This is a genomic window from Arthrobacter ipis, from assembly GCF_014694315.1.
Lineage (GTDB): Bacteria > Actinomycetota > Actinomycetes > Actinomycetales > Micrococcaceae > Arthrobacter > Arthrobacter ipis.
This window is the reverse complement of the sequence record NZ_JAAOXD010000002.1, coordinates 120,785-144,970: the sequence shown is the minus strand read 5'-3', so window position 1 is coordinate 144,970 and position 24,186 is coordinate 120,785. Positions and strand designations below refer to the sequence as shown.

At 64.0% G+C, this 24,186-nt stretch carries 26 protein-coding genes; 12 read left to right on the top strand and 14 right to left on the bottom strand.

Annotation, left to right across the window (positions count from 1 at the left end; translation table 11 throughout):
* Nucleotides 1-409: 409 nt before the first annotated feature.
* The 3 genes from G9E11_RS06165 to G9E11_RS06155 form a co-directional block, all read right to left on the bottom strand.
* Nucleotides 410-1,030: a carboxymuconolactone decarboxylase family protein gene (locus tag G9E11_RS06165; RefSeq protein ID WP_190603921.1), complete on the bottom strand. Its 621-nt coding sequence runs from the start codon at nt 1,028-1,030 to the stop codon at nt 410-412.
* A gap of 191 nt (nt 1,031-1,221) precedes the next feature.
* Nucleotides 1,222-2,976 carry a hypothetical protein gene (locus tag G9E11_RS06160; protein ID WP_190603919.1) on the bottom strand — a complete coding sequence of 585 codons (1,755 nt, stop codon included), beginning with the start codon at nt 2,974-2,976 and terminating at the stop codon, nt 1,222-1,224.
* A 94-nt stretch (nt 2,977-3,070) separates the two neighbouring features.
* Nucleotides 3,071-3,541, bottom strand: coding sequence for a hypothetical protein (locus G9E11_RS06155; RefSeq protein ID WP_190603917.1), 471 nt, complete (start codon nt 3,539-3,541; stop codon nt 3,071-3,073).
* Between the two features lie 240 nt (nt 3,542-3,781).
* On the opposite strand from G9E11_RS06155, the gene G9E11_RS06150 reads away from it, so the two are divergent.
* From G9E11_RS06150 to G9E11_RS06135, 4 genes are all read left to right on the top strand, one after another.
* A complete protein-coding gene (locus G9E11_RS06150) occupies nt 3,782-5,959 on the top strand; it encodes a CAP domain-containing protein (RefSeq protein WP_190603915.1) in 2,178 nt (725 codons plus the stop codon).
* 118 nt (nt 5,960-6,077) lie between these two features.
* Nucleotides 6,078-7,181, top strand: a complete 1,104-nt coding sequence (locus G9E11_RS06145; protein ID WP_190603913.1) for an acyltransferase family protein — start codon at nt 6,078-6,080, stop codon at nt 7,179-7,181.
* A 94-nt stretch (nt 7,182-7,275) separates the two neighbouring features.
* Entirely contained in the window at nt 7,276-8,070 is a 795-nt protein-coding gene (locus G9E11_RS06140; RefSeq protein WP_190603911.1) for an SGNH/GDSL hydrolase family protein, read from the top strand.
* 154 nt (nt 8,071-8,224) lie between these two features.
* Entirely contained in the window at nt 8,225-10,456 is a 2,232-nt protein-coding gene (locus G9E11_RS06135; protein ID WP_190603909.1) for a S8 family serine peptidase, read from the top strand.
* A gap of 26 nt (nt 10,457-10,482) precedes the next feature.
* Here G9E11_RS06135 and G9E11_RS06130 read toward each other — a convergent pair whose 3' ends face one another.
* A complete protein-coding gene (locus G9E11_RS06130; protein WP_190603907.1) occupies nt 10,483-11,208 on the bottom strand; it encodes an AfsR/SARP family transcriptional regulator in 726 nt (241 codons plus the stop codon).
* A gap of 554 nt (nt 11,209-11,762) precedes the next feature.
* On the opposite strand from G9E11_RS06130, the gene G9E11_RS06125 reads away from it, so the two are divergent.
* Nucleotides 11,763-11,993: a hypothetical protein gene (locus tag G9E11_RS06125; protein WP_190603906.1), complete on the top strand. Its 231-nt coding sequence runs from the start codon at nt 11,763-11,765 to the stop codon at nt 11,991-11,993.
* 97 nt (nt 11,994-12,090) lie between these two features.
* Here G9E11_RS06125 and G9E11_RS06120 read toward each other — a convergent pair whose 3' ends face one another.
* Nucleotides 12,091-12,231 (bottom strand): hypothetical protein, encoded by a 141-nt coding sequence (locus G9E11_RS06120; protein ID WP_190603904.1) that lies wholly within the window; start codon nt 12,229-12,231, stop codon nt 12,091-12,093.
* 105 nt (nt 12,232-12,336) lie between these two features.
* Between G9E11_RS06120 and G9E11_RS21715 the strand changes: the two genes are divergently transcribed.
* From G9E11_RS21715 to G9E11_RS06100, 4 genes are all read left to right on the top strand, one after another.
* On the top strand, nt 12,337-12,435 hold the full coding sequence (locus tag G9E11_RS21715) for a sugar transferase (protein ID WP_203219243.1): 99 nt from the start codon (nt 12,337-12,339) through the stop codon (nt 12,433-12,435).
* 715 nt (nt 12,436-13,150) lie between these two features.
* Nucleotides 13,151-13,561 (top strand): hypothetical protein, encoded by a 411-nt coding sequence (locus G9E11_RS06110; RefSeq protein WP_190603902.1) that lies wholly within the window; start codon nt 13,151-13,153, stop codon nt 13,559-13,561.
* A gap of 166 nt (nt 13,562-13,727) precedes the next feature.
* The gene (locus G9E11_RS06105) at nt 13,728-15,062 is read left to right on the top strand and encodes a S1C family serine protease (RefSeq protein WP_190603900.1); all 1,335 of its coding nucleotides are present in this window, start codon (nt 13,728-13,730) and stop codon (nt 15,060-15,062) included.
* A gap of 108 nt (nt 15,063-15,170) precedes the next feature.
* Nucleotides 15,171-15,656, top strand: coding sequence for an SRPBCC family protein (locus G9E11_RS06100; RefSeq protein WP_190603898.1), 486 nt, complete (start codon nt 15,171-15,173; stop codon nt 15,654-15,656).
* Nucleotides 15,657-15,678: 22 nt separating this feature from the next.
* Here G9E11_RS06100 and G9E11_RS06095 read toward each other — a convergent pair whose 3' ends face one another.
* Complete coding sequence (locus tag G9E11_RS06095; RefSeq protein ID WP_190603896.1) at nt 15,679-16,152, bottom strand: hypothetical protein; 474 nt, start codon at nt 16,150-16,152, stop codon at nt 15,679-15,681.
* Between the two features lie 318 nt (nt 16,153-16,470).
* On the opposite strand from G9E11_RS06095, the gene G9E11_RS06090 reads away from it, so the two are divergent.
* The gene (locus tag G9E11_RS06090) at nt 16,471-17,070 is read left to right on the top strand and encodes a dihydrofolate reductase family protein (RefSeq protein ID WP_190603894.1); all 600 of its coding nucleotides are present in this window, start codon (nt 16,471-16,473) and stop codon (nt 17,068-17,070) included.
* A gap of 21 nt (nt 17,071-17,091) precedes the next feature.
* Here G9E11_RS06090 and rox read toward each other — a convergent pair whose 3' ends face one another.
* Both rox and G9E11_RS06080 read right to left on the bottom strand, forming a co-directional pair.
* Nucleotides 17,092-18,534: a rifampin monooxygenase gene (gene rox / locus G9E11_RS06085; RefSeq protein ID WP_190603892.1), complete on the bottom strand. Its 1,443-nt coding sequence runs from the start codon at nt 18,532-18,534 to the stop codon at nt 17,092-17,094.
* Between the two features lie 411 nt (nt 18,535-18,945).
* Nucleotides 18,946-19,263 (bottom strand): hypothetical protein, encoded by a 318-nt coding sequence (locus tag G9E11_RS06080; RefSeq protein ID WP_190603890.1) that lies wholly within the window; start codon nt 19,261-19,263, stop codon nt 18,946-18,948.
* 97 nt (nt 19,264-19,360) lie between these two features.
* Here G9E11_RS06080 and G9E11_RS06075 point away from each other — a divergent pair, with 97 nt between their 5' ends.
* Both G9E11_RS06075 and G9E11_RS06070 read left to right on the top strand, forming a co-directional pair.
* Nucleotides 19,361-19,858 carry a DUF2975 domain-containing protein gene (locus G9E11_RS06075; protein ID WP_190603889.1) on the top strand — a complete coding sequence of 166 codons (498 nt, stop codon included), beginning with the start codon at nt 19,361-19,363 and terminating at the stop codon, nt 19,856-19,858.
* Entirely contained in the window at nt 19,858-20,094 is a 237-nt protein-coding gene (locus G9E11_RS06070; RefSeq protein ID WP_190603887.1) for a helix-turn-helix domain-containing protein, read from the top strand. Before G9E11_RS06075 ends, G9E11_RS06070 begins: the two co-directional genes overlap by 1 nt.
* A 3-nt stretch (nt 20,095-20,097) precedes the next feature.
* On the opposite strand, the gene G9E11_RS06065 is transcribed toward G9E11_RS06070, so the two are convergent.
* The 6 genes from G9E11_RS06065 to G9E11_RS06040 form a co-directional block, all read right to left on the bottom strand.
* Nucleotides 20,098-20,517 (bottom strand): hypothetical protein, encoded by a 420-nt coding sequence (locus G9E11_RS06065; RefSeq protein WP_190603885.1) that lies wholly within the window; start codon nt 20,515-20,517, stop codon nt 20,098-20,100.
* Between the two features lie 75 nt (nt 20,518-20,592).
* Nucleotides 20,593-22,260: a daptide biosynthesis intramembrane metalloprotease gene (mpaP, locus tag G9E11_RS06060; RefSeq protein ID WP_311764305.1), complete on the bottom strand. Its 1,668-nt coding sequence runs from the start codon at nt 22,258-22,260 to the stop codon at nt 20,593-20,595.
* A 1-nt stretch (nt 22,261) separates the two neighbouring features.
* A complete protein-coding gene (locus G9E11_RS06055) occupies nt 22,262-23,005 on the bottom strand; it encodes an ABC transporter permease (protein ID WP_190603881.1) in 744 nt (247 codons plus the stop codon).
* A complete protein-coding gene (locus G9E11_RS06050; protein ID WP_190603879.1) occupies nt 22,998-23,738 on the bottom strand; it encodes an ABC transporter ATP-binding protein in 741 nt (246 codons plus the stop codon). The genes G9E11_RS06055 and G9E11_RS06050 overlap by 8 nt, the downstream gene beginning before the upstream one ends.
* Nucleotides 23,739-23,847: 109 nt before the next feature.
* Nucleotides 23,848-24,018, bottom strand: coding sequence for a hypothetical protein (locus G9E11_RS06045; protein ID WP_190604254.1), 171 nt, complete (start codon nt 24,016-24,018; stop codon nt 23,848-23,850).
* Nucleotides 24,019-24,042: 24 nt separating this feature from the next.
* A complete protein-coding gene (locus tag G9E11_RS06040; protein WP_190603877.1) occupies nt 24,043-24,183 on the bottom strand; it encodes a daptide-type RiPP in 141 nt (46 codons plus the stop codon).
* Nucleotides 24,184-24,186: the final 3 nt, after the last annotated feature.

Sequence of the window (24,186 nt, the reverse complement as noted above, 5' to 3'; positions counted from 1 at the left end):
GGCGCGAATGGCTAGCCTCTCAGAAGGCGCAAGGATTCCAGCGGGCTTTATCGGGGGCCGTTGGGCTCCTTGCTGCCGTGGGAGGACCTCGTGTCCAAATCTTGATTCGACACGCTGCATTCCTTCTCAAAGGCCGCCGACTCTCCCCGATAGTGTCGCCGCATCACAACTGGAAGGTGTGGCCGCGATGACTATCTCTGAATACGTCTCAGCACTGGCGATAATGCTCGGATTCTTGGCTGCAGCAAGCGGTCTTTCTGCTGTGGTCATCCGGACAAGGGCCAAACGCTAAGCAGGCCCTTGGCAAGCACGCCCCCTGCCTGCTCGCCGTCTCGCGCGGAAGACGCGTCTGTTCCCTCTGGGGCGCTGGCAGTCCCTCGCGGCAACCACCTGGACTGTGGATCCCGGCTTATTCGCCGGCGGAACTTTCTGGGGGCGCTGCCCGCTTAGGCTGCATCTGAGGCAGCGGGGCGAGCAACGCGTTCTGCAGCTCGTCGCTAACACCTTCGGGAACATCCAGGTCGACGCCCATGGCCAACACCGACCGACTGATGTAGTTCCGTGCGGCGGCAGCGAACGTAATATCCGCGATTTCCCGGTCGCTGAATCCAAAATCGCGGAGTTTCTGCGCATCGTTGTCGGTCATGCTCGCCGCGTCAGTGCTGAGTCTCAGCGCGTAGTCCATCATGGCCACCTCAGCCTGTGTAAGTCCGGCATTGTGGAAGTCTCTGGCGATGGCTATCAATTCATCTTCGCCGAGGATGCTGAGCATCTTCTTCCCGTGGGCCAACCGGCAATGCGTCGAGCCGATGCCCTGGGCAGCCGCCAGGGTAACCAGTTCGTACCGGCGGTGGCCCAAAGAGGAGCTGATTGCCTTGATAAGAGACTCCCACGCCATGTAGGCCTCCGGATTCAGACTCATGGCCTTCGTATGGCTCGGTACATAGCCGAGCGACCGGCGGTCATCATCGTAAATATCAGCCGTCAGCCCGGACGCCTCGTCTTCCGGCGTCATTCTCAGGATGGTCATGAACGCTCCTTGGGATCGGCTGCGGGCAGCCCCTGCGGTCGCCACGCCGCGCACAGCCACCCTGTGGGGGCCGTGATCCGACCAATTGTGGCCTCCGGCCCGCTGTTTGTAAACGACGCGCACTGACCCATCCAGCATGCCTGAGCGGTCGAGGATGCGCCTTGATGGTGCTGGCCGCACCGGAACACGTTCTACTTGGTCGAATACACCGAGCTGTTGGCTGCTGCAAGCGTTCCGCTGGTTGCCGTAAGCGTGCAGTTTGAGCTGGCGCCCTGAGGCTGCAGGTCCGCAAAGGTCGCCAGGCCTGCGACGGCCGTATGGACTGCTGTCCCCTTGATCTGGCAGGGCGCGACTGTCGTGATTGTGATGGATGCCGTGCTGTCGACACGGTTGTCGAACTGGTCTACGACCTCGACGGAAATCGAGGGACTGAACGGGAAATTCTTGTCGACTGGAGTAACGGGCTGTCCAACGAACTTGAGCCGGGACATCGGCGCGGCGGTCACGGTCGTTGTTTGCGTCGCGGAGGTGAGGCCGGTGGCGCTGAAGGTCAACGTGGGGGACCCTGCCTTGGTGTCCCCGTAGTGGAAGGACGCCACCGAGGAACCGGCGGCGATCGTCGCCTGGGTCATGGCTGTGCCTCCTGAGGTGGCGGCGAAGATTGTCGTCCCGGAACTGGAGGAGAGAAGCAGCGTGGTGGAGCCCGCCGTCGTCGGGTTTCCAAACGCATCCTGCCGCTGCACCGTGACCGGTCCCAGAGTGGCGGATGCAGACGCTGCCCCCGTCACGGGCGCGCTGATCACAACGAGCTTCGTGGCTGCGCCGGCGGTGATGGTTGCCGCCTGGGAGGCGCCGGTCAGACCCGTGCTGCTGGCAGTGAGGGTAGGTGTCCCGGCTTTGGTGTCCCCATAGTGGAAGGACGCAGCCGACGACCCGTTAGGGATGGTCACGGCGGTGACTGCCGGACCGCCGGCCGTTGCGGCAAACGTGCCGGTTCCGGCTGCGCTGGATGAGAGCCCGACGGCGAGATTACCTGCCGTAACGAGGTTGCCGTAGGCATCCACCCGCTGAACGGTGATAGGGCCGAGGTTTGCCGTGGCAGAGGCAGCCCCCGAGACGGGAACGGTAGTGATCTGTAGCGTCTTCGCGGCTGCTGGTGTGACGTTGAAGGCAGCACTGCTTACAGTCGTCAGGCCGGGGGAGGACGCAGTGAGCGTGTATCCGCTTCCGGCTTTGTCGATGGACAGGTTCGAAAACGTGGCGACTCCGAGCAGATTGGTGGAAGCCGTCACCGTACCGGAGAGCGTGCCCGCGCCCGCATTGTTCCCGAGCGTAAGCGTTACTGGAACATTCGCGACCGGAACAAGCCCCACGGACTGTACTGTCACGGTGACTGCAGGACTCATCGCCGCCCCGGCGATTGCGTTGCTCGGGCCCTGTGCGAACGCGAGCTGGTTGCTTGCCGGCAGCACCACTGTGATGTTGCCGCTGGCTGCGCTGACGGCTGTCCAGGACCGGTAGACAGCTGTGACTATGTAGCTGTGGGTGCCGATGGGCACAGCGTTGTCCGTGCAGGAAGTGCTGGCCAGCAAGGCTGCCGGGCTGCTGCCGCAGGCCGCGGCCGTGGTGCTGCCCGTGATCCGGGTGACGTAGTACCCGGTTGGCGTTATTGATCCGGCGGACGCCGTCCAGCTCACGGGCACGGCACCCAGGCTGGTGGAGGGAACTGTTACGGCGGTCGGTGCGGCCAGCAACGTGGTCACGGCGCTTCCGGTTCCGAGTCCGACGGACCTCCAGAAGGCCGATGCGCAGGGAGCGCCCACCAACGCAGCCATCAGAAGCGAAGCGACGATAGCTGTGCAACGAATAGCCGAGCGCTCAAGCAGCACCAGCCCCGCCATAGGCACCCGGGGGGCCTTGGTGGAGCTGGTGCGGTTGGCTGGCATGTCTACCTTCTGAACAGGAAGTGGGCGGAGAGCTGGTCTACCAGCGGAGACCGAAAACTGGGCTACTGACCAGGTACGTCAGTCCGTTTCGCCTTCAGCTCGCGGAAAAGACCAGGGGTACCGTCACTCCCTTGCAGTTGTCCTGGTTGGTGGCGGAGTTGATCATGGTGACCTTCACGGTGCCGTTAACACTCGCGCCTGCATTGATGGACCCCTTGGTGACAACGACTGGGCCGACTGTGAAATCCGCGGCCGTGCACGGGAGGGTGGTACCCACGGACCAAGCTTCGTCGACGGTCACTGCGACATCGGCCAGGTTTTGTACGCCTGTGCCCGGGTTGGTCACCGTGAAGGCAACGGTCTGCTGAGGGCCGCCGGGAGAAAGGGGACCGCCCGTGGCTGCCTGACTCACAAAGGTAAACGGCACACTGGCGGCGGCAGCTGTTGCCTGCCCCGCGCCGGTGCCGGTTGCACTCCAGTATGCGAAGGCGGCGCCGCCGCCGATGGCGGCCAGTACTGCGGTGGTAACGATGATGCGCTTCTTGCGTCCTGCGATGTTTGCCATGGTCTCCCCTAAGTAGTTGCGGCTCTGTCGCTCGCTTCCGCGGCGCCCGTCCGGCCTCTGATGGAAAGAGCTTGTCGTTTCAACATCAAGTGCCAGCCAAGAGGCGCTCAAGGTTCCATCAAGAATCAGTAAACTGCTCCGGAACCCAACCCCAACATTGCCGAAGGATTAACGCGATTCCCATGGTCACGCGAAATCCGGTGTTAGGTTTTGATCAGGATTTTAATTGGGGGGAAACAAATGAATAAGACGGTGATGCCTCGGCTCGCCTCGGTGCTGCTCCTGGCAGCCCTTGTCTCTGGCGGACTGGCCTCGCCTTCACAGGCGGCGGAGACAGACAACGCCATCAACACGCAGTCACGTGATGCAGTGGTGGCGGCCTATAAGGCCCGCTATCTGCCCTCGGAGGCGGAGGACATCAACTGGACAGGGTCAGTGGCAGGGTGCAATCCGGGGACGCAGTCGGCGAGTTCGCTGGCCAGCGGAACGGCGGCGATCAACTTCTTCCGCGGCCTCTCGGGACTGGACAGCATTGTCCTCACCGACGAGCAGAATGCCAAGGCTCAAGCCGCGGCGCTGATGATGCATGCGCGAGGCGGGTTGAGCCACTATCCCACGAGCGACTGGCAGTGCTTCACAACGATGGGGCAGGCCGGTGCCAACACCTCGAACCTGCACTACAGCTACCCGGAGATCTCCTCCATGTCCGTAGCGCTCAGGGGATACATGGACGACGACGGATACAACAACGCCGACGTAGGGCACCGGCGCTGGCTCCTGAATCCGGAGACGACCACCATGGGCATCGGAACCACCAGCATGTTCAATGCCGTCAACGTCTTTGGCGGCGGGACCAGCGCCGGCCGGGCCAACCCCGACTTCATCGCCTTCCCGAATGCCGGGTACTTCCCGACGCAGCTGCTGCCGCCCGGCCGCTGGTCACTGTCGTCCGGGCACGACGTCGATTTCTCCCAGTCCAGCGTTATTGTCACGAATGCTGCCGGGGAAGACATGCACGCGACCACCTACCATGCGATGAACGGCTACGGACCGAACACCCTGGTTTTTGACGTTCCGCAATTGCAGCTACCGCAGGGGCCTGGGGAATCGAACTACACGGTCAAGGTCACGGGAATGGTGCGGGACGGAATGTGGGTCGACCACACGTACACGGTGAAGCTCATCGACGGCACAGTTACCGGACCAAGCACACCGGACCCGACGCCGCCACAGGCCCCGGAGAATATCGCTGTCACGGCCGTCGCTCCGACTTTCGGCGGATGGTGGTACATAGTTCCTTCCGTGCCGGGGGTCCGTTACCTGGTTGGGGGGATTGTCCGCGACGCGGGAACCTACTTTGTGCAGGAAGTCATTACCGTTACCGCTGAGGCCAAGTACGGCTACGTCCTGGAGGGCACGACGTCCTGGTCCAAGGACCTCCGGCCGGTTCCTATTATTGAAGTTGAACCACCCGCACCCATCTTCGGCCCGTCCTCGTTCACTATTCCTTCAGAACCTGGGGTCCGGTATATCGTGGCGGGCCAGCCGAAGCTTCCAGGCACTTATCCCGCATCGGGAACGGTCGACGTGTACGCCGAGGCTCTTCCGGGCTATCAGGTCACCGGGACCCTGGCGTGGACGCACACCTTTGTGCCTGCACAGGACCCGCCTGCCACCCCTCCCGCTGCGCCCACGATCAAGTCGCAGGACAGCGTCGTAGCCATTGATTCGGCAGGCACCCTGTGGAATTACGGGAACCTGAAGGCTGCCCGCGTCAAGATCGGTACCGGATGGGGCAGTTTCAGCGAGATTCACGTGACGGACTGGAACCGGGACGGCTACTTCGACATCCTTGGCAAGGCCAAGGCCGGGCAACTTTACCTGTACCGGGCCCTGCGCGGCGGCGGCTTTGTTCGGGAGACGATCGGCACGGACGGCTGGCAGAACTACACCATCGACGTCGGGACCTGGAAGGCCGCCGACAGGTTCCCGTCCATCGTGGCCAAGCACGGTGCCACTGGCAAGCTGTACCACTACGCCAACCTCTCCGGAAAGACGCCAAGCGCGGGCACGCTGATCGGTGCAGGCTGGCAGAAGCTGGACATCAGCCTGCTCGACTGGAACCGGGACGGAGCCGTGGACATCGTGGCGCGCAACACCAGCGGCCAGATGGTGCTTTACCGCACCAACGGCAGGGGCGCCTTCATCGCCGAGAAGCGGCTGGTCATTGGAGCCGGCTGGCAGGGCTTCACGTCCCTGACCGTAGCCCGCGGGCTTGGCGGAGTTGGCACCCAGGGTCTGCTGGCACGCAACAAGGCCGGGGCGTTGCTGTACTACCAGGCGAACAAGTCTGCCTGGGCTCCCGCAAGGACTCTCGGCGCCGGGGGCTGGGGAACGTACGTCATCGGCAGCCACTGATCGGGCCCGGGTTCTTTGCATGGGCCTGCCGTGGAGGAACCGCGCGGCAGGCCCAGGCAGCCGGTTTGCCCCACCCGGTAAACTGGTCTGTTCATCGCCGTCGTACTTGGAGTAAAGGATGAACGTTTCGCGCACCCGGCTGGATTCACTAACAGGACTGCGGTTCATAGCCGCCATTCTCGTGGTCCTGTATCACGCGTCCGTGACGCTGGTGCCCGAGACGTATCCGCTGGTGTCCATGGGGCAGACAGGTGTGACGTTCTTCTTCCTGCTGTCCGGGTTCGTGCTCGCGTGGTCCATGAAACCGGGCACCTCCAAGCGGCAGTTCTACTGGCGCCGGTTCGCCCGGATCTGGCCGCTGCACGCGCTCACGGCACTGGCCGCCGTCGTCCTTGTTTTCGCCACCCAAGGGGACCAGTCTGTTCCCCAACTCCTGGCCTCGCTTTTCCTTGTACAGGGCTGGCTCGGCGACAAGCAGTGGGTCTACGCCTATAACGGGGTGTCCTGGTCGCTGTCCTGCGAAGCGTTCTTCTATGCGGTGTTCCCGTTTCTGGCGGTGCGGCTTTCGCGTCTAGAGCCGGGGAAGCTCTTCCGCGTCGGCGCCGCGGTTTTCGCTGCCGCGGTTGCTCTGGTGTCGGTGCTGCTGGCCCTCGTGCCCGGTTTCGACTGGGGAGCCCTGTTCTACACGTTCCCTGCGTTCCGGGTCGCGGAGTTCATTGTGGGCGTGTGCCTGGCCATCGCCATGAAAAAAGGCTGGAAGCCCAGGTTCGGTGTGGGCGTTGGCGCTGCCGCCGCTCTCGGTTCCTTCCTGATTCTCGAAGTCGTCGACGGCATCGCACCCTGGCATACTGCCGGGCCGCTGGCGGGCGCGCTCTGCATTCCGGGCTTCGCCCTTCTGATTGCGGCCTATGCGGACCGTGACCGCTGCGGAGGGCGCCCCACGTTCGCGAGTTCCGCGGCCATGGTGAAACTGGGGGAGTGGTCCTTCGCGCTTTACCTGGTCCACGAGCTGGTGCTGCGGACCGCCCTGGAACTCGGCCCGGAGAGCCTGGCTGAGCGTGTCACGTTCGCCGTCGTCGGCATTGCGGTGTCCACCCCGCTTGCCGGCGCCGCCTACACCTTCTTTGAGCGTCCCGTAGAGGCCAGGCTCCGGAACAGGGGATCCGGTAGCGGGCCGGTGGCGGATACGCCCGACCCCGAGAAGGCTCTGGCGGCCAAGTAGTACTGCGGTAACCGGTAACAACAGCGGTCGGGCGGGACGCATCACCGGATTTTTCTGCCGTATTATTTGGTCAACTGCTTTCTGGGGGACCTTCGTGAAACGCCTTGCCTTTGCTGCCGCCGCCGGCCTTCTTGCACTGAGCGGCTGCGCCCCGGCTGAGCCGGGGCCGGCGTCCGGCGATGCCCCTTCGTACTACGTCGTGCAGAGTACCGAGAAGCCGGCGGTCACGCCGTCGGCCGCGGCGTCCGCCCCGCCGTCGGTCACCGCGTCGGCCGCCGCGTCCGCCCCGGCATCCGCGCCGGCCACGGACACGGTGGCGTTCATCGGCGATTCGTATTCTGCCGGGACCGGGGCGGCGAAGGGTTCCGGGTTCGTTGACATCGTGGCGGCGAAGTACAAGTTGAAGATGAAAAACTTCGCGCAGGGCGGCACCGGGTACATCAAGCGCCGGGCGTCCCGCGGGACCGGGGCGTGTGGAAAGGACGTATGTCCCAACTACAACGAGATGGCGCCGAAGGTCATCAAGAGCGCGCCCGCCATTGTGATCGTGTCGGGTGGCAGGAATGACCCCACCAACGTTGCGGCGTTCACGGAGGCAGCGAACCAGCTTTTCAAGACGCTCCGCGCCGGCCTGCCGCAGGCCAGGATCATCGCCACGAGCCCCGTATGGGGTGTCGCCGACATGCCGCCCGCGGCCGCGCAGATGCAGGAGGCCGTGAAGGCGGCCGTGATCAGCGTCGGCGGGATATACGTTGACCTGGGCGAGCCGTTGGCCGGTCACCCCGAACTCACCACGGGGGACAAGATCCACCCGAATACCGCCGGCCACAAGGTGCTGGCCGGCGCCGTCATCGCGGGGCTCACAGCGGCGAAGGTGAAGCTCGGCTAGGAGCTGCTGACACCGCCACGCCGTCATGATGCCTGCCCCTGATACCGTGCCGGAGGTACTGCCGCTAGACTCATCCCTGAACGCGGCGGGGGCCGCGCGATACAACCGCGTCCCGGCACGAGGGTGTTGGAGGGCGCCGTACAGGATGGTCTCGATGTCTCATACGCGCCGCGCACGCCTCCATGCTGTCCTTACGTCCGCAGGCGCCGCCGCGCTGGTGGCCGGCGCGCTCATCGCGCCCGCCGCCTCGGCCAATGACGACCAGACAACCCCGACGCCGGCCCAATCGTTTCAGTCCGTCCCGCGCCGGCCGTCGGTGGCCACGCCGCCCACGGACCAGTTCATCGTGAAGTTCAAGGACCCTGCCCGGGCGGGCTCAGCGCTCCGCGCCCAGTCGGTCAGCCGCGCCGCCGCCAAGCTCGGGGCCACCGCCAGGGAGGTGCGCGCCACGGCCACCGGAGCCCGTGTGGTGCGCACCAGCAAGGAATTCGGCGACGGCGACGCCGACAAGCTGCTCGCCTCACTCCGGGCCGACCCGGCAGTCGCCTATGCCGAGCCTGACTTCAAACTGCAGGCCAAAGTGGCCAACCCCAACGACCCGGCGTTCCTGGACCAGTGGAATCTGTCCGCCGAGACAGGCGGCATCCGGGCCACCCGGGCGTGGGACGTCACCCGGGGCGCCGGGCAGGTGGTGGCCGTCGTCGACACCGGCATAACCAGCCACGTTGATCTGGACGCGAACGTGCTGGCGGGCTACGACATGATCGCAGACCAAGCTACATCCGGCGACAACGATGGCCGCGACGCCGACGCCACGGACCCGGGCGACCGGTCAGCCGATAACCAGTGCGGCGACGACGTACCGGGTGACCCGTTCTCCTCCTGGCATGGCACCCACGTGGCCGGCATCATTGCGGCAGTCACCAACAACCGCGTGGGCATGGCAGGTGCAGCACCCGGAGCCAAAATCCTCCCGGTGCGGGTTCTCGGGCCGTGCGGCGGCCAGGAGTCGGATACTGCCGATGCGATCCTCTGGGCGTCCGGAGCGCCGGTCCCCGGGACGCCGATTAACCTTCATCCTGCCCGCGTCATCAACCTGAGCCTTGGCGCCACGGAACCATGCTCCCAGACCTTTCAAGATGCCATCGCCACCGCGACGGCCAGGGGATCGGTCGTGGTGGCGGCAGCCGGCAATGAAATGGCACAGGCCTCCAAGTCCACCCCCGCCAACTGCCCGAACGTCATCAGCGTCGCTGCGAGCGGCCGCAGCGGCGCCCTGGCCCCCTATTCAAACTTCGGGCCCGGCGTCGACATCACCGCCCCGGGCGGTGACATGACCCCGACCACCGACGAAGACCCCGGCAGTGGCTTCCCGAACGGCATTCTCTCCACGGAGAACGACGGCGAGACAACGGCAACGGAGGGCGCAGGCACAAATTACTACTGGTCCGAAGGCACCTCCTTCGCGGCGCCCCATGTGTCCGCAGCCGCCGCGCTGCTCGTGGCCCAGATGGGCCCGACGGCGACACCGGCCGCCGTCGAAGCCCGCCTTAAGCGCACCGCACGGCCCATTACCGGCGGCTGCCCGCAGGGCTGTGGCGCCGGCCGGCTGGACGCCGCCAACGCGGTGCTGCACTTCAGCACCGTGCTCGCCGCCGGCGACTTTACCGGCGACGGCAAGGCCGATGTCCTGGCGCGGGAGAACTCCGGCTTCCTGTGGCTGTATCCGGGCAACGGCAGCGGCGGCTGGCTGGCCCGCAGGCAGGTGGGTGCCGGCTGGAACGGCTTCACCTCGCTGGTTGCGCCCGGCGACTTCAACGGTGACCGGCGCGCGGACGTCCTGGCCCGGGACGCCTCCGGCGCCCTTTGGCTGTACCCGGGCAACGGCAGCGGCGGCTTTCTGACGCGCGTCAAGGTGGGCTCCGGCTGGAGCGGGTTCACTGCTCTGATCGGTCCCGGCGACATCAACGGCGACGGGAAAGCCGACGTCCTGGCACGCGATACCACCGGCGCCCTCTGGCTGTACCCCGGGAACGGGCGCGGCGGCTGGCTCGCCCGGACCAAGGCGGGCTCCGGCTGGAACGCCATGACCGCCGTCGTCGGCCCCGGCGACCTGACCGGCGACCGCAAGGCGGACCTGCTGGGGCGGGACGCCTCCGGCGTCCTGTGGCGCTACCCGGGCAACGGCCGCGGCGGCTTCGGCGCCAGGAGCCAGGTGGGCACGGGCTGGAACGCCATGACCGCCATCACCGGGCGTGGTGACTACAACGGCGATGCCAAGACCGACATCCTGGCCGTGGACACCAACGGCACACTGCGGCTCTACCGGGGCAACGGGCTGGGCGGGTTCCCCGGCTGGACCGGCGTGGGGGTCGGCTGGGGCTAGTTCTTCGCTCCATCGAGTAGCGGCCCTTAGTGGAACCCGCCATTGCTTGAATGAATGTCTTCGGCCAGTCTCATGAGGTTCTTTGAGGGAGCTATACCCAGCTCGATGTCCAGACTCGTGCTGAACGCTTCGAATGTCCGAAGGGCGCGGGCACGGTTACCAGCCCTGACCTCGGCGCTCATCAAAAGTTCGACGCAGCTCTCGTGCAGTGGCTCGATTTCCAGGGCACTCTCCGCAGCCTCAAGGGCTTTTTGGATGTCCCCCCGGCCGAGCCACCGGCGGGCCAGCAGGAGAAAGGCGCGCAGGCGAATATTTCGCAACCGCTGCTGCTCTATGAGGACCCAGTCGTCATACCAGCCGGGCAGCAGGTCCCCGGACCGGAGATGGGACAGGTGGTCTTCATCCATTTGGGCGTCCGGCTGCTCAAAGTTCTTGATCTCTTTGAGCAACTGGTGGAGATCCACGCTTACGTTATCCGCCAGAGACAGCATCTGGCCCTCGCTTTTCAGAAGGTCTGGAACCTGTCTGGAGATCAGATGGACGGTTGTCCGGAGACTTTCCTTTGCACGCGCTTCCGGACTCTCCGGCCATAAAAGCCCGCTCAGGTACCCGCGCTGACGGGGACCGTATATGGCCAGCGCGGCAATCAACCGCTGCTGCCGCCAGGCAACATGAATTTCGGTTTGTCCCTGCCACAACTGCCAGTATTGAATAAGGTTCAGCTGGAATCGGCCGTTATTATCCTGCGCCATAACGTCCCCCAAACAGGGCTGATCACGTCCATGGGATCATCAGAAGATCACGAGTCCGCAAGTTGCTGCGGCTCCCCCATAGACGCCGGCGCCGATTGAGCATAGACGAATTGCTCATCAGTTCTGCGCCAGTCGTACTGCCGCGTTCAGCAGGCCAGTGACGCTTCCTCTTCTTCTGTTTTGAGCTTTCCAGATAAATTATCGCACCGTCCCAAGAAAGGAAACGGAAACGGCAAAACATTTCAAAGCCTTTGAGCTTGTTTACTGGATTTGTCACAGAATGAATGCGTTGCGACAAGAGGGGTAGTGGACCCGGCGAGCAAGAGCGTGAACGGTGCCCGTCCACGTGCGGATCCCGCTGTGCCGGAGGGTACTGGTGTGTCTCATGGGGTAAATGCTTATGATTAGGGCAGGTTCCCTTCCTGCCTTGCCCTATGCGAGGTCCCGGCGAGTAAGGTTCCGGTTCCGGTGGTAAGACTTGAATGAAGCGCGTTCATCCGAATTAGGACGCTTCGGGACTGATCCCCCGTAGTGATTACGAACAGGAGCGGTCTTTGATAGAGCAATTTGCCTCTGAAGACACGGACGGCGGCAAGGAAGTTCCGAGAAGCCTGGCCACGTTGGTGATCAACGTATGGCACGAAGAGGAGCACACGGATCCTCTGCGGGCACGCATTACCGCCAAGTCTGAAACCACGCCCGAAGCGACAATGACGTATGCCGGGAGCCGAGAAGCGATCCTCGCCGAGGTGAACAGATGGCTCGACGGACTGGCTGAAGCCTAACAGTCCGTTATCTCAGCTGTCCGGTGATTTCCTTGGCGGCTTCCCTTACGGTGACGACGCCAAGGGTGCTATTTGCAATTGCTTTCATTGCTGCGTCTTAATCCGCCGTTGCGGTGTTGAACTCGATTTGGCCGATGTTCATGCCGATCGCTTGGTAAGCGATGACGAGCCAGGATTTTTCTGACTCTGCCGTGTCGATCCAGCCCTGGATGGTCGCCCTCGGAGTTGTTAGGTCCACCCACTGCACCCTGTGGAGTAATACCGCTTGATCGCAGCCAAGGGCGTGTCGTTGTACTCGGCGTAAGGCGAGGCAGTATCCACCGCGGCCCCAGGACCGGTCCGTCTGGACCTCTCCTACGTGGACAACTGGTCTATGAGCGAAGACCTCGTCATCATCGCTAAGACGATCCGGGCGGTGTTTCGACACGAGGGCGCCTATTGACAATTGACGGCAGCGGAAGGGCTTAGCTCTCAAAGGCTCCGCACAGCGACGGGACAGAAGGGCCCAAAGGCCTGGCGGACAGCGCCCGGGGCGGGTGTATTACTTACGGTCTGTTCATGTTTCGATGCATTTGCCCGCCTGGTTATAGGCACGTGGCGGCATATCTGCTGGTCACCGCGTGCCTGAGGCAACAAGTAGCGGGCGACGCCGAAAGACGAGTACACATTGTGGGTGCGCTCTAGTTGCGCCTCGCCTAGGGTAGGTATTCCGAAAGTCCTCTAGTCACAGGGGCACAATCGCGGTAAGGCCAGAGGAGAGCCTCTGCGCGGAGAGAACAGTAATAGAATCTGCGCCATTCTTCGTACATACGCTGCACTGTGAGGTGCAGTCAAAATCAAAGCATGCTTGACCCTGGCGGCGCGGCACTCACTGCCGGAGCTGCCTCTGCAGACACCGGGTCGAAGACGACCTATTTGCGGCACAAAAGGTTTGATTCCACGGGGCGTTCTCACCACCGTTCCCCGGAATCGAAATAAAGGGAGCGGTCTCTTGCGCGCCTGCGGAGACCGCTTCCGCCGTGCTCAGGACATTCGGTCGACGCTTCAAGCAGAGCGGAGCGATCCCACGGGCGGTCTCCCGCTGCCTCTTAGATAGGGTTGAGAAGCAGTCATCCAGGCATCCCACTCCGCCGGCACAGTGAAGAGAGACTTACCCGATGGAAGATCAACCCCAGCAGCCCTCACGGCGCCGCAAAGGTTACTACGCCCGGCAGATCGAAATCGAGGCGGAGAGTCAGGGTCTCACTGTCGAGGAGTACGGCGTGTACAAGGGCCCGGCCTACTCCGGTCCAAAACCCTACACTTCTGCCCGAGGCATCCGCTTTCTTGCCATCCTGATCACATTCATCTCCGCAACGATGTTCGTGTACCTGTTCCTTAGCGCCGCGGGACTGGTGTACGTAACAGAACCCGCCACTGTGCCAGGAGTGATCCTTCCGGTCATCATTGTGGCCGTGCTCCCGACTGTTGCCTGGCGGCAGTTTTTCAAGGAGCGTAAGGCAGAGCGCCTCCGCAAGGCTGCGGGTAAGGACCTTCAGCCACCCACCCGCCGTTCCAGCATGGACTGAAGTCCCTCAGACCGCCGGGGTGACGCCAACGCGTCCTCGCCGAAGTGACGGGTAGCTCTCACAGCCTCATCACAGCAGCGCGACAGAAGGGCCAAAGGCCCGGTGGACAGGATTAGGGAGAAAGCTCCGGGAACCATCGGAGCGGTATACCCCTGAGGAGCCACACATGCACACGGAGACCAGCCACGATCCTGTCCTTCACGCCGATGTTCCGGAAGGGACGGCCCCTCTACGCACCGTTCCTCCTGCCACTTCCCCTTCGGCTTTTGGTCCCGTGCCCCCTGCGCCGCCTGTTCCGCCGGTGAGGCCGCGGGACAAGAAGCGGGTTGGCCCCGCGGTCTTCGTCACGTGCCTCGTGGCGGCGGGTCTCCTGGGCGGCGGGGTGGCTTCCGGGGTTTCCGCACTGTGGCCGGACGCGCCGGCCGCGACGGCAACCGCGGCGCAGGCAGCGATCAGCCCGGTCATCGTCAACAACACGGAGAGCGTCAACGCCGTCACGGCCGCGGCGCAAAAGGCCACACCCAGCGTGGTGACCATCAGCGTCAGCTCCGGCAGTTCAGGGGGCACCGGCTCGGGCATCATCCTGGACACGGAGGGCCACATCCTCACCAACACGCACGTGGTGACCCTGGACGGGGCGGCGGCGGATGCCGCCGTCGAGGTCCGCACCAACGACGGGCAGGTCTACAAAGCGACCATCGTGGGCACGGACCCGCTTTCCGACCTGGCCGTCATCAAGATCAATGCCCAAAGGCTGACCCCGGCTTCGCTCGGTGACTCTTCTGCTGTCAACGTCGGTGACACCGCCGTAGCGATAGGTGCGCCCCTGGGACTCAGCGGCACCGTCACGGACGGGATCGTGTCCGCAGTGAACCGCACCATCGAGACGGAGTCCTCCGCGACCTCCGAGGGGTCCTCGTCCCAGGGCGGAAGCTCGTCGCAGAATCCGTTCGGTTCCCAGTCCGGTATCTCGGCCTCGGCGCAGGATTCCATCAGCATCAACGTCATCCAGACGGACGCGGCCATCAACCCCGGCAACTCCGGCGGCGCCCTGGTGAACGCGCAGGGCGAAATCATCGGCGTCAACGTGGCCATCGCGTCCGCGGGATCGTCGTCGTCCGCGTCAACCCAGAGCGGCAACATCGGCGTCGGGTTCTCCATCCCGATCAACACGGCGAAGCGGGTGGCGGAGGAGATCATCTCCACGGGCAAGGCGACCCATGGCCAGCTGGGACTGTCCGTTCAGGACAAAACGTCCGGGTCGTCGTCGGACTTCACTGCCGGCGCCGAGGTGGCCTCGGTGACCTCGGGGTCCGCCGCGGACAAGGCCGGGCTGAAGGCCGGCGACGTGGTAACCGGACTGGCCGGCCGGACGGTGACCGACGCCTCCGAGCTGACGGCCGCGGCGCGCGAGCAGGCCGCAGGGTCCACCGTGAAGATCACCTTCCAGCGCGACGGCCAGGAACAGACCGCGGACATCACGCTGGATGCGGCGTCGTAGCTTGGCCTTAAAATTGCCAGGTTAAACGGTCCGTCCGCGGGGATGGATTCGGATTCCGAATATCTCCCGCATTTACAGCCGCTCTCAGGCGGGAGAAGAATGGTCCCCATGGCACGGCATTCGTATCCGCTCGCTGAGAGCGATGACGCTTTCCTGACTTCCGCGCCCTTCCGCTACGTGTTCTCGGTGGAGACCACTGCGCCCACCAGCCGGATCTGGGAGGTCCTGACCGGGAACGAACTGCTTATGTGGATACCGGTATTCACAGGCCTGCGCTGGGGCCCGCGGCCGTTGGGCGCGGGGACGGTTCGGGATGTCACTCTGGCGTGGGTGTTCACAATCCGTGAGAGGTTCTTCCGCTGGGAGGAGGGGCAGCGGTATACGTTCACCGCTGTGCAAGCATCCCTTCCCGGGCTCCGGCACGCCGGGGAGGACTGGCGCATCGAACCCATGCCTTCCGGCTCCCGCCTCACCTGGACGCTGGCCCTTGCGGCACACCCACTGGTCACCCCATTGATGTGGGTGAGCAGCCCGGTCATTAGGCTCGTGCAACGCCGGGCCCTGCGTGCTATCCGCGTCCACGTGGGGAAATGATGTCCGGGTAGTTGCTGTGCGTTCATCCTCCCACGAAGTAGAAAACGATGGCCGCGGCCACGGGGATGACGAAGGAGCCAGTGATGATCGCATTCCCAAGACGCCGGTATCTGCTCATAACATTGGCCTTCGCCTCCTCGCCGCGTGCATTTTCCTCAGCGACGGTGGCGGCATGCTGAAACAGCGGGTTCAACGATTTGACCCCCACAAACCAGGCGAACAAAAAGATGTAGAAACCAACCCCGATGAAAACCGGAAACGTGGGGTTTCCTGTGGCAAGAACTATTAGTGTCAGCAGTTCGGCGGTGATGAAGCCGGTGATCACGGCGGCCAGCGTGATTATGCCGGTAGTGCCGCCCAGAACAAAGAACTGAATCTTCAAGTTCTGCTGGGCGGCGGGATCCAGAATGTGGCTCGTCACGGCGAAGGCTATAAAGATCGTCGGCAGAGCTGTCGCGGCCGCTTGAAAAAACTGTATCTTGACTTCAGTGTCCATCAGGTCACCCTCAAGGGTCGGTGAATCTTCTGCGACCGTGGTTCGAGCTCACACAAAGCAGGGCAATTTTCCCGGACACCGGGTCTGTTGGTGCGCCTGAACCGATGCTACTCGCGGTGCGCCCTGGCGGCCAGAACGCCAGACAGGGAGATCCCGAGCCTGCTCTCGGGGTGCGTACCACTGTTTCCTGGGACGTTCCAAGGAACTCCATCTTTCTTCCAAGGACGTTGGCAAAGACTTGAACCGGTCGGCAGCGGATAGTACTGCCTAGGTGTCCACTGTCGGCCGCCATACCTCGGAGTCGTCTAGGATTCGTGTATGCGCCGGACTGTTGTGAACAACATCGTCTCCCTGGACGGTTTCTACGCTGACGAAAGCGGGAACCCGACGGTGCTGAACATGGACGAGACTTTCGACGCCTACAACCTTGAACGGCTGCGGTCGGCGGGAACGGTGCTGCTGGGCCGAACATCCTTTGAAGGGTTCGGCGCCTACTGGCCATCCATCGCTGACGCTGACGAGGACCCCAGCAACCGCGCGTTGAGTCCGGACAACCGGGAAATCAGCCGCCTCTACGATCGCGTCGCCAAGGTAGTGGTGTCGGACTCCCTGACTCTCCCGGCGGACCACCCCTGGGCGGCCACCACCACCGTCATCCGACGGGACGAAGCCGGCGCGTGGCTGGAACAGGAAAAACTCAACGGGACCGGAGACATCCTGATCTTCGGCAGCCGCATTATGTGGAACGGCCTGCTGGCCCAAGGGCTCATCGACGAACTGCATCTGACCGTCAGTCCGGGTGCCCTCGCTGCAGGCTTGCCCCTGTTCCTCCGGCCTGCAGACCTTTCCCTGTTGGACGTTCGGGCGTTCCCGGGATCCGGCAATGCCCTGTTGCGGTACCGCCCGGCGTCGGCCTAAAGCCAGCCGCCGTCGTCGGACTTAACCGTCTTCGCTGTCCCCGGAAGCGGCCCCGAACCATCTCTTAAGGTGGGGGAGCAGCCCGTCCTGGTCTTCGCCGATCCAGGCGACGTGGCCGTCCGGCCGGAGCAGGACCGCGGCCGCGTCCAGTTCCCCGCTTGTGTCCGCGACGTGGCTGACCCGGTCCGTCCAGCCCGTCACGGAGAGTCTGCCGGTCTGGTCGAGCAGGAGTCCGCGGCCTTCGCGGGTGAGCTCGTAGAGCCGGCCCCGCGAGAGGGGGATGTCGCGCAGCCGTCTGCCGAGCAGCCCGGGCCCTTCGCCGAAGTCATACCGGACCCCGATCGAGGCGATCCTTTCGGCCAGGAACCGGCTGACGTCCTCGAAGTCCATCAGCTCGGCCAGCAGGCGGCGCACGGCCTGCGGGCCGGGCTCGGGGGAGATCAGTTCGCTTTGGGCGCGGGTGATGGTCAGCACGCCTTCGGCGACCGGCTGGCGCTCGGCGAAGTAAGTGTCCAGCAGCCCTGGCGGCGCCCAGCCGTTGATTTCGGCGGCCAGCTTCCAGCCGAGGTTGAAGGAGTCCTGGATGCCGAGGTTCAACCCCTGCCCTCCCAGCGGCGGGTGGACGTGCGCCGCGTCGCCGGCGAGGAACACCCGGCCCGCGCGGTACTGCTCGGCCAGCCGGGTGGCGTCGCTGAAGCGCGTTATCCAGCGCGGTGAATGGACGCCGAAGTCGGTCCCGGCATGGGCCCGCAGCTGGGTCCGGAGCTCCTCCAGGGTCGGCGGGACCGAGCGGTCCTCGGCCACGGTTGCCGCAGGCACCACGGCGCGGAACAGCCCGTTCCCGGCCGGGCCGACGCCGAACCCCCTGTGCGTCTTGCGGACCTCGTCCACCACTTTGGCAAGCTCGTCCGGCGGCGTGGTCACCTCCATCTCGCTGTGGATCCACTCGTTCGTGGCAGGGTCGCCGGGGAAACCGATGCCGAGCTGCCTGCGCACAAGGCTGCGTCCGCCGTCGCAGCCGACCAGCCAGCGGGAGCGTTCTTGTGTGCCGTCGGCGAGTTCGACGGTCACGCCGTCGTCGTCCTGCTCGAAGCCCTTCACCTCGCAGCCCCGGCGGACCTGCGCACCAAGTTCGACGGCGCGCTCCGCCAGCAGACGGTCGGTGACCGGCTGCTGGATGCCGAGGATGTAGCCGTGTGCAGTGTCCAGGTCCGCCGGCAGGGGTTTGTCGATCCCGGCGAAACGGCCGACCCCCGGGTACTGCTGCCCCTGTGCGAGGAACCGGTCCAGCAGGCCGCGCTGGTCCATGATCTCGATGCTGCGCGGGTGCAGGCCGAGCGAACGGACCGCGTTCGTCGGCTCAGCGTCCTTCTCCAGCACGAGCACGTCCACGCCGTGCAGCCGCAACTCGCTGGCCAGCATCATCCCCGTCGGCCCGCCGCCGCTAATGATCACGTCAAACATGTGAAACCCCAATCCAAAATTTAGCTGCGGCCAACCATTCTGGTTGAGGGTAGGGGCCTTGCGGCAAGTCCCCTGGCGGGCTATATCCTGAAAGTGGCAAGGGGATTGGTTCTCCTTGCCTTTCGCGTGTGGGTGTTCAACCGCATGTGACCGCGTGCAGCGCCGGCCGTACAGGATCGATCCCGCCCATGAGTCTCAGGATGCCGCCGCCAGAGTCCCAGCGCAGCGTATAGGAGCCGTCAGCGATTGGTTCGTAGCCGGCGTCCGTAGTCCAGGAGCCCACCCGTGTCCCGATTCCGATGGGATCCACCGCATACACTTGACCGCTGCCCGCGAAGAGGAAAGAGTACTCGCGCGCAACGGCCCGGCAGCCGTTCGGGCCCACTGGTTCGAGCACGTGGTAGGTGGCGCTCAGGTCACCCAGCGCCCCGTCAGGCTGCTCACTCCCACGCCGAAGACCGCCAGCCGGTGCAACAAACTAATGAGCGCGTTTCGGCGGGTCCTGCTCACTCCTCCAGCCGCGCGGCGGCTGATCAGGAGCAGGGCCAGTGAGGCTACGAGCAGCATGGCGCTGACAGCCCAGCCCGGCAGCACGCCTCTCGCAATTACCAGTACCAAGCCGCCCAGATTTGCCAACGCTGTCACGGCAGCGAGCAGCAGGCAACAGGTGGCTGCCCGGTGCAGCAGCGGCGCGTTCAATCGGCCTGAAAGATTATCCCCAGTCTTCATCGGCTGCCAGTCTAGCTTCGAAGGCCTTCAGGAGCGCGGACGGCTGACAAGGGCACGTCATATTGACTTTCGATAGAAATAATCAGAGTATTGGGCCATGTCTATCGTTAGTCGATTGGTCCTTCCGCTCAGGGTCCTGCTGGTAATGGTGTTCCTTGGGCTGCTGGTGACTCAGGTCATGTCGTTCCCGGGCCAGTTTCTCTCCACAGCCGAGGAAGGGCCGGGGGCGGATCCCTGGCGGTGGCCGATGCTGCTGTTCTGGGAACTGGAAGCCGTCTGCCTGCAGGTTGTGATCGTGTGCATCTGGCGGTTGCTGACCCTGGTCCAGCGTGACCGGATCTTCACGGCGGCCTCGCTGCGGTGGGTGGACGTGATCATGTGGGCATTCGTCGTGGCGTGGCTGGTGCTGGCGTCCATGGCCGGTTCCCTCGTCGCGTACATCTATTTCACCCCCGAGCTGCGCGATCCCGGGCTGCCGGCAGTGTTGATCGGCACCACGCTGATCGGTGCGGTGCTGGTTCTGCTGATCGTGGTGATGCGGGACCTGCTGCGGCAGGCGACGTCATTGCGGACGGACATGGAAGGGGTGATCTGATGGCCATTGTGGTGCGCATCGACGTGGAGCTGGCCAAACGCAAGATGAGCGTGGGGGAGTTCGCCGAGCGGGTCGGGATCACCCCGGCCAACGTGGCGGTGCTGAAGAACGGCCGGGCCAAGGCGGTCCGCTTCAGCACGCTGGACGCGATGTGCCGGGTCCTCGGTTGCCAGGCGGGCGACCTGCTCGAATGGGTGGACGATGACGCTGCCGACGGCTCGATGGAGAAGCCGTAAGGCCTAGGCCCCGCGGGGCACCCTGTCCGGGTGCACCATGTCACCGAAGCCGTGGACCATCCACCGGCCGTGGTCGGGCCGCCACACGAGCGTGATCAACAGCGGGTCGTCCAGGTTGGTGACCGGTGTGATGAACGTATGTTCCTTTGCTTCCCGGATAACTCGCATGTAGCAGACCTCGAGGTCCCCGTGGGCGTAGACGGCTTCCGGGAGCATGCCGGGATCCTCCATGGAGTCCAGCAGGGCGGCGGCGATTTCGAAGCCTCCCCACAACGGGCGGGACTCCGGCGTGACGATCAGGTGCAGGTCGTCCAGGTTCATTGCCCTGTCATGCAGCGCCCTGAAAAACCAGTACCCGATTCGGCGCGGATCATCGGCCATTTCCTGCGACTCGTCCGCGTATAGGTCAAAGTCTTCCGTCATGGCACAAAGGTACTCGCGCGGCCGGGCGCTGACGAGACCCCTCCCGGGGCGGCCTACGGGCTTCCCAAACCAAACTCAGGATTGGCCGGTCGTGGGCCCTCCCAAGATGGCGGCCATGGCCGGGCGGATGTATTTTTCACTGAACCACTGGTAGGGATTCTTGTTGCCGAGATGGATGCGCGTGGTTCCGGACGACGGTAGGAGGCTGGCCTCCTGGCCTTTAAGGGGGATCACTACTGCGTTGAGCCGGGCGCCGTCGATGGTGACGGGCGCAATGGCGTCCAGGGGCACCAATCGTGTGCCGGCCTGGGCGTTCTCCACGCTGAGGGTACCGATCTGACGGGCGCTGATCAGGCCGGAGCCGTAGATCTCAACCACCTGCCCGGCGCGGAGGGCGGGAACTGAGTCTGCGTCGTCGAAGACAACTCCCGGCCCGGAGGCGTCGTTGACGAAGCCGGCCTCGATGGTGGCAGGTACCTGCACGTAGGCGGCGGAGACTGCGGTTGCCGCCGTCAGCAGAACAGTCACGGTCACTATTCGCAGTTTCGATCGCTGCCGGTCCCAGCCTTCTTTGACAACGTTGACGTACCCGGCAACGGCCCGTCCAAGGACGAGGGCCACGATGAGGAGGGCTATCACCGCTCCCCAGCCGCCGAACTTGGCGATCACATCGAGCCAAAGGGACAAAGCCGCGATGATCAGATAGGCGGGGAAAAGCATGCACAGCACCCCGTATGCCTTGAACCGTCGAAGCGGAGGCAGTTCATAGGGGGTCGCATGGCCGAAAAGTCCACGGGAGATCATGCGGCGTGCGTCCCGCAGCGATTTGTCACGCAGGTGGCTGACGTTCAGGTATGACATCAGGGCTATGTACCCGTCCAGTTTGACGAAAGGAACGAGGTTGATGATCCCGGAGGTGTATCCGAGAACGGCATAGACGAGGAGTCCCGACCTGATCTCCGGTGAGCCCGCTGCGAGGGATAGAAGACTCGCCGTCCCGGCAAGGACGCCCTGGGTGGCAATGCCTGCCAGCGCGATTGACACCCTTTTCCACTTCGAATCCAGCCGCCAGCCGTCGGAGACGTCACAGAAAAACGCCGGGGTGAGGTAGAAGAGCATGAAACCTATTTGGCGGGGCTTGCCGCCGAAGGCTGTCAGGGCTGCCCCATGTCCCATCTCGTGCAGCATCGTTGAGAGCATCACGGCCACGATGACTGCAAGGTAGGTGGACAGTGGCAGCGGTGTGGTCAGGGCGTGCCAGACGTCTCGCGAGGAGGCGGCCAGCACCACCGCACCCGCAAACATGATCAGGGCGTAGATGACGACCATCCTCGTCCCGATTAGCTTGTCGAGTGATGGCTTGATACGGCTTAGGAACGGTGCGGGGCTGAAGAATGCGATCTGGAGCGTCAAGGGTGGGACAAAGCGGATCCGCCGTGGTTTCCCGAGTTGTGTGGTGCCGTCTTCGATCCAGCCTTTGGCGGAGAACGCCTCGAGTGCCTGGGCAACTGCTTCGGACGTCCATTGCCGCCCTGTCTGCCGAAGCAGGTGTCCTGCCAGTTCCGGGGGTGTCCGGACGCCGTCGACGGATTTCAGGAGCGCGGCAACGTCTGCGGAAACTCGAAAAATCCGCCCCCCGGCATCGGATACAGTCCAGTCTTGTCCCGAGGCCGTTATATCCAGGCCACTTCGTAGTTGCGGAATGCGGGGCCCGGACGGCGCCGGCGATTGCGTCGATGCCAACCTACGTCAGGTCCTTCTTCATGGTGACGAAGTACCCGCCCAAGCCAAGGACCAGAAGCCACACGAGCACTGTGATGCTGGCCTGGGGGACCTCGAGCAGTCCTGAACGGGGATCCAGATACAGGGATCCCATGGCGTTGGTCATCAGGAGCCGTCCGGCGGCCGGTGCGATCGCCTGGACGCCTGGCTCCACCACAAGGCAGAGTCCGAAGACCGTCACCAGGCTGGCGATAGTGTTCCGCACCAGCAGGCCAAGGCAGACGCCCCAGATGCCCGCGGCGAAGTTGACTGCTGCACAGCCGATGAGCACCATCCATCCTGTGTGCGTAACGGATGGATGCAGGCCTTCGGTCAGGAGGAGCAGCCAGGCTGAGGGCAGGGACAAGGCGGCCCCGATTCCGGCACCGATGGCGCCGATCACCGCACCCGCCGCTAGCTTGCTGGTGACATACGCCCGTCTCCCGCCGCCCATAACGATTGAGCGAGCCGCCGTGCCCTGGGCGAAGTCGCGGGCCACGAAGTACGCGCCGAACATAGCGATTACCAGGGACAAGGCAAACCAGCCGCGAATAACTTCGATGGTTGCCCAGGTCGCATCGAGGGCAGTTCCTGCTGCCGCCTCATGGGCGGATGTGAGAATGCCCCAGCTGGCGATGACGACGAAAACTATGCCGGCCATCATGAAGGCCAGGAAGGTGTAGCCGGTGCGGAGTTTGGTCAGTTCGGATGCGATTCCGTTAAGCATTTTTTGCCGCTTCCGCGAGTGAAGAGTCGGTGGGGGGAACCAGCTCGAAGAAGCATTCCTCGAGCCGTCGCGTGCCGCTGGAAGTCAGGTCATGCAGGGACCCGGAATAGCGGAGCGTTTGTTGAAGGATGACCACGTCGTCCACGGTCTGTTCCACTTCTGCAAGCATGTGACTCGAAAGCAGGACTGTGCTGCCTCCCTCTGCCCGTCTGCGCAGGAAGGTCCGCAACCAGTGGATGCCTTCAGGGTCCAGCCCATTGGTTGGTTCGTCCAGAATCAGCACATCCGGGTTGGCGAGCATGGCCACCGCGAGTGAATGCCGTTGCCGCATTCCGGTGGAAAGCTTCTTGACCGGAAAATTGCGGGCATGATCGAGCCCGGTTAGATCCAGTACTTCGTCCGCGCGGGATGCAGGCAGACCCAGGAGTTGGGTGCAGACCCGAAGGTCCCGGGCGACAGTGGCATCGGGTGTGTGGCCAACGCCTTCGATGCTCACCCCGATCCGCCTGGCCTGCGTTCCGAGTTCGGCAAAGGAGCCTCCCAGGATCCGGGCGTGCCCCGATGTTGGGCGGATTAGTCCCAGCGCCCCCCGAAGGGAAGTTGATTTTCCGGCTCCATTTTTTCCCAGCAGGCCAACGATGCGGCCCTGTTGGACGGTGAAGCTGAGGTTCTTTACGACTTCCCGGCCGTTGAACGTCTTGGAGAAGTTATCGAATTCCAGAATGTTGACCACGGATGTTGAGGCTTTCTTTGCGGTTTAATCGGTTTTCCTGAGTCGCAGCCTGCAGACGACGTGGAACCGAGCCGGTGGCCGGCTCCACGTCGCCTGCTGCAGCGTCAGATCAGGTCAGGATCAGCACGCCGCCGCCAACCAATGCGGCGCCGACGAGCACTCCTGCGCCGAAGCCGGCTGCCGTGTCCCAGAATCCCGGAGCTTCGAGCTGTTCCAGCTCGTCGATCGCGAGGTCCAGGGGAGTGGCCGACGCATCCATCAGTTCAAGCATGTTCGACATCCGTTTCTTTTGTTCTTGCGGTGGTTAGGTCAGTGCAACGATGGCCGCTGCGGTGCCGAGTGCTGCGATGCCAGCACCGACGCCTACGACGAAGCCGCCCCAGAAATCGGGTGCTTCCATCGTTTCCAGCTCTGCGACATCCAGATCCAGCGGCAGGTTAGTCATCTC

Bases quoted from the DNA above. Each gene is read 5' to 3' on its own strand.
- G9E11_RS06130 (WP_190603907.1), bottom strand. From the start codon at position 11,208: ATGGCGCAGGATAATAACGGCCGATTCCAGCTGAACCTTATTCAATAC.
- G9E11_RS06070 (WP_190603887.1), top strand. From the start codon at position 19,858: ATGGCCATTGTGGTGCGCATCGACGTGGAGCTGGCCAAACGCAAGATG.
- G9E11_RS06105 (WP_190603900.1), top strand. From the start codon at position 13,728: ATGCACACGGAGACCAGCCACGATCCTGTCCTTCACGCCGATGTTCCG.
- G9E11_RS06065 (WP_190603885.1), bottom strand. From the start codon at position 20,517: ATGACGGAAGACTTTGACCTATACGCGGACGAGTCGCAGGAAATGGCC.
- G9E11_RS06095 (WP_190603896.1), bottom strand. From the start codon at position 16,152: ATGGACACTGAAGTCAAGATACAGTTTTTTCAAGCGGCCGCGACAGCT.
- G9E11_RS06150 (WP_190603915.1), top strand. From the start codon at position 3,782: ATGAATAAGACGGTGATGCCTCGGCTCGCCTCGGTGCTGCTCCTGGCA.
- G9E11_RS06160 (WP_190603919.1), bottom strand. From the start codon at position 2,976: ATGCCAGCCAACCGCACCAGCTCCACCAAGGCCCCCCGGGTGCCTATG.
- G9E11_RS06155 (WP_190603917.1), bottom strand. From the start codon at position 3,541: ATGGCAAACATCGCAGGACGCAAGAAGCGCATCATCGTTACCACCGCA.
- G9E11_RS06100 (WP_190603898.1), top strand. From the start codon at position 15,171: ATGGCACGGCATTCGTATCCGCTCGCTGAGAGCGATGACGCTTTCCTG.
- G9E11_RS06090 (WP_190603894.1), top strand. From the start codon at position 16,471: ATGCGCCGGACTGTTGTGAACAACATCGTCTCCCTGGACGGTTTCTAC.
- G9E11_RS06075 (WP_190603889.1), top strand. From the start codon at position 19,361: ATGTCTATCGTTAGTCGATTGGTCCTTCCGCTCAGGGTCCTGCTGGTA.
- G9E11_RS06045 (WP_190604254.1), bottom strand. From the start codon at position 24,018: ATGTCGAACATGCTTGAACTGATGGATGCGTCGGCCACTCCCCTGGAC.
- G9E11_RS06080 (WP_190603890.1), bottom strand. From the start codon at position 19,263: ATGAAGACTGGGGATAATCTTTCAGGCCGATTGAACGCGCCGCTGCTG.
- G9E11_RS06055 (WP_190603881.1), bottom strand. From the start codon at position 23,005: ATGCTTAACGGAATCGCATCCGAACTGACCAAACTCCGCACCGGCTAC.
- G9E11_RS06040 (WP_190603877.1), bottom strand. From the start codon at position 24,183: ATGACTAACCTGCCGCTGGATCTGGATGTCGCAGAGCTGGAAACGATG.
- G9E11_RS06165 (WP_190603921.1), bottom strand. From the start codon at position 1,030: ATGACCATCCTGAGAATGACGCCGGAAGACGAGGCGTCCGGGCTGACG.
- G9E11_RS06145 (WP_190603913.1), top strand. From the start codon at position 6,078: ATGAACGTTTCGCGCACCCGGCTGGATTCACTAACAGGACTGCGGTTC.
- G9E11_RS06135 (WP_190603909.1), top strand. From the start codon at position 8,225: ATGTCTCATACGCGCCGCGCACGCCTCCATGCTGTCCTTACGTCCGCA.
- G9E11_RS06110 (WP_190603902.1), top strand. From the start codon at position 13,151: ATGGAAGATCAACCCCAGCAGCCCTCACGGCGCCGCAAAGGTTACTAC.
- rox (WP_190603892.1), bottom strand. From the start codon at position 18,534: ATGTTTGACGTGATCATTAGCGGCGGCGGGCCGACGGGGATGATGCTG.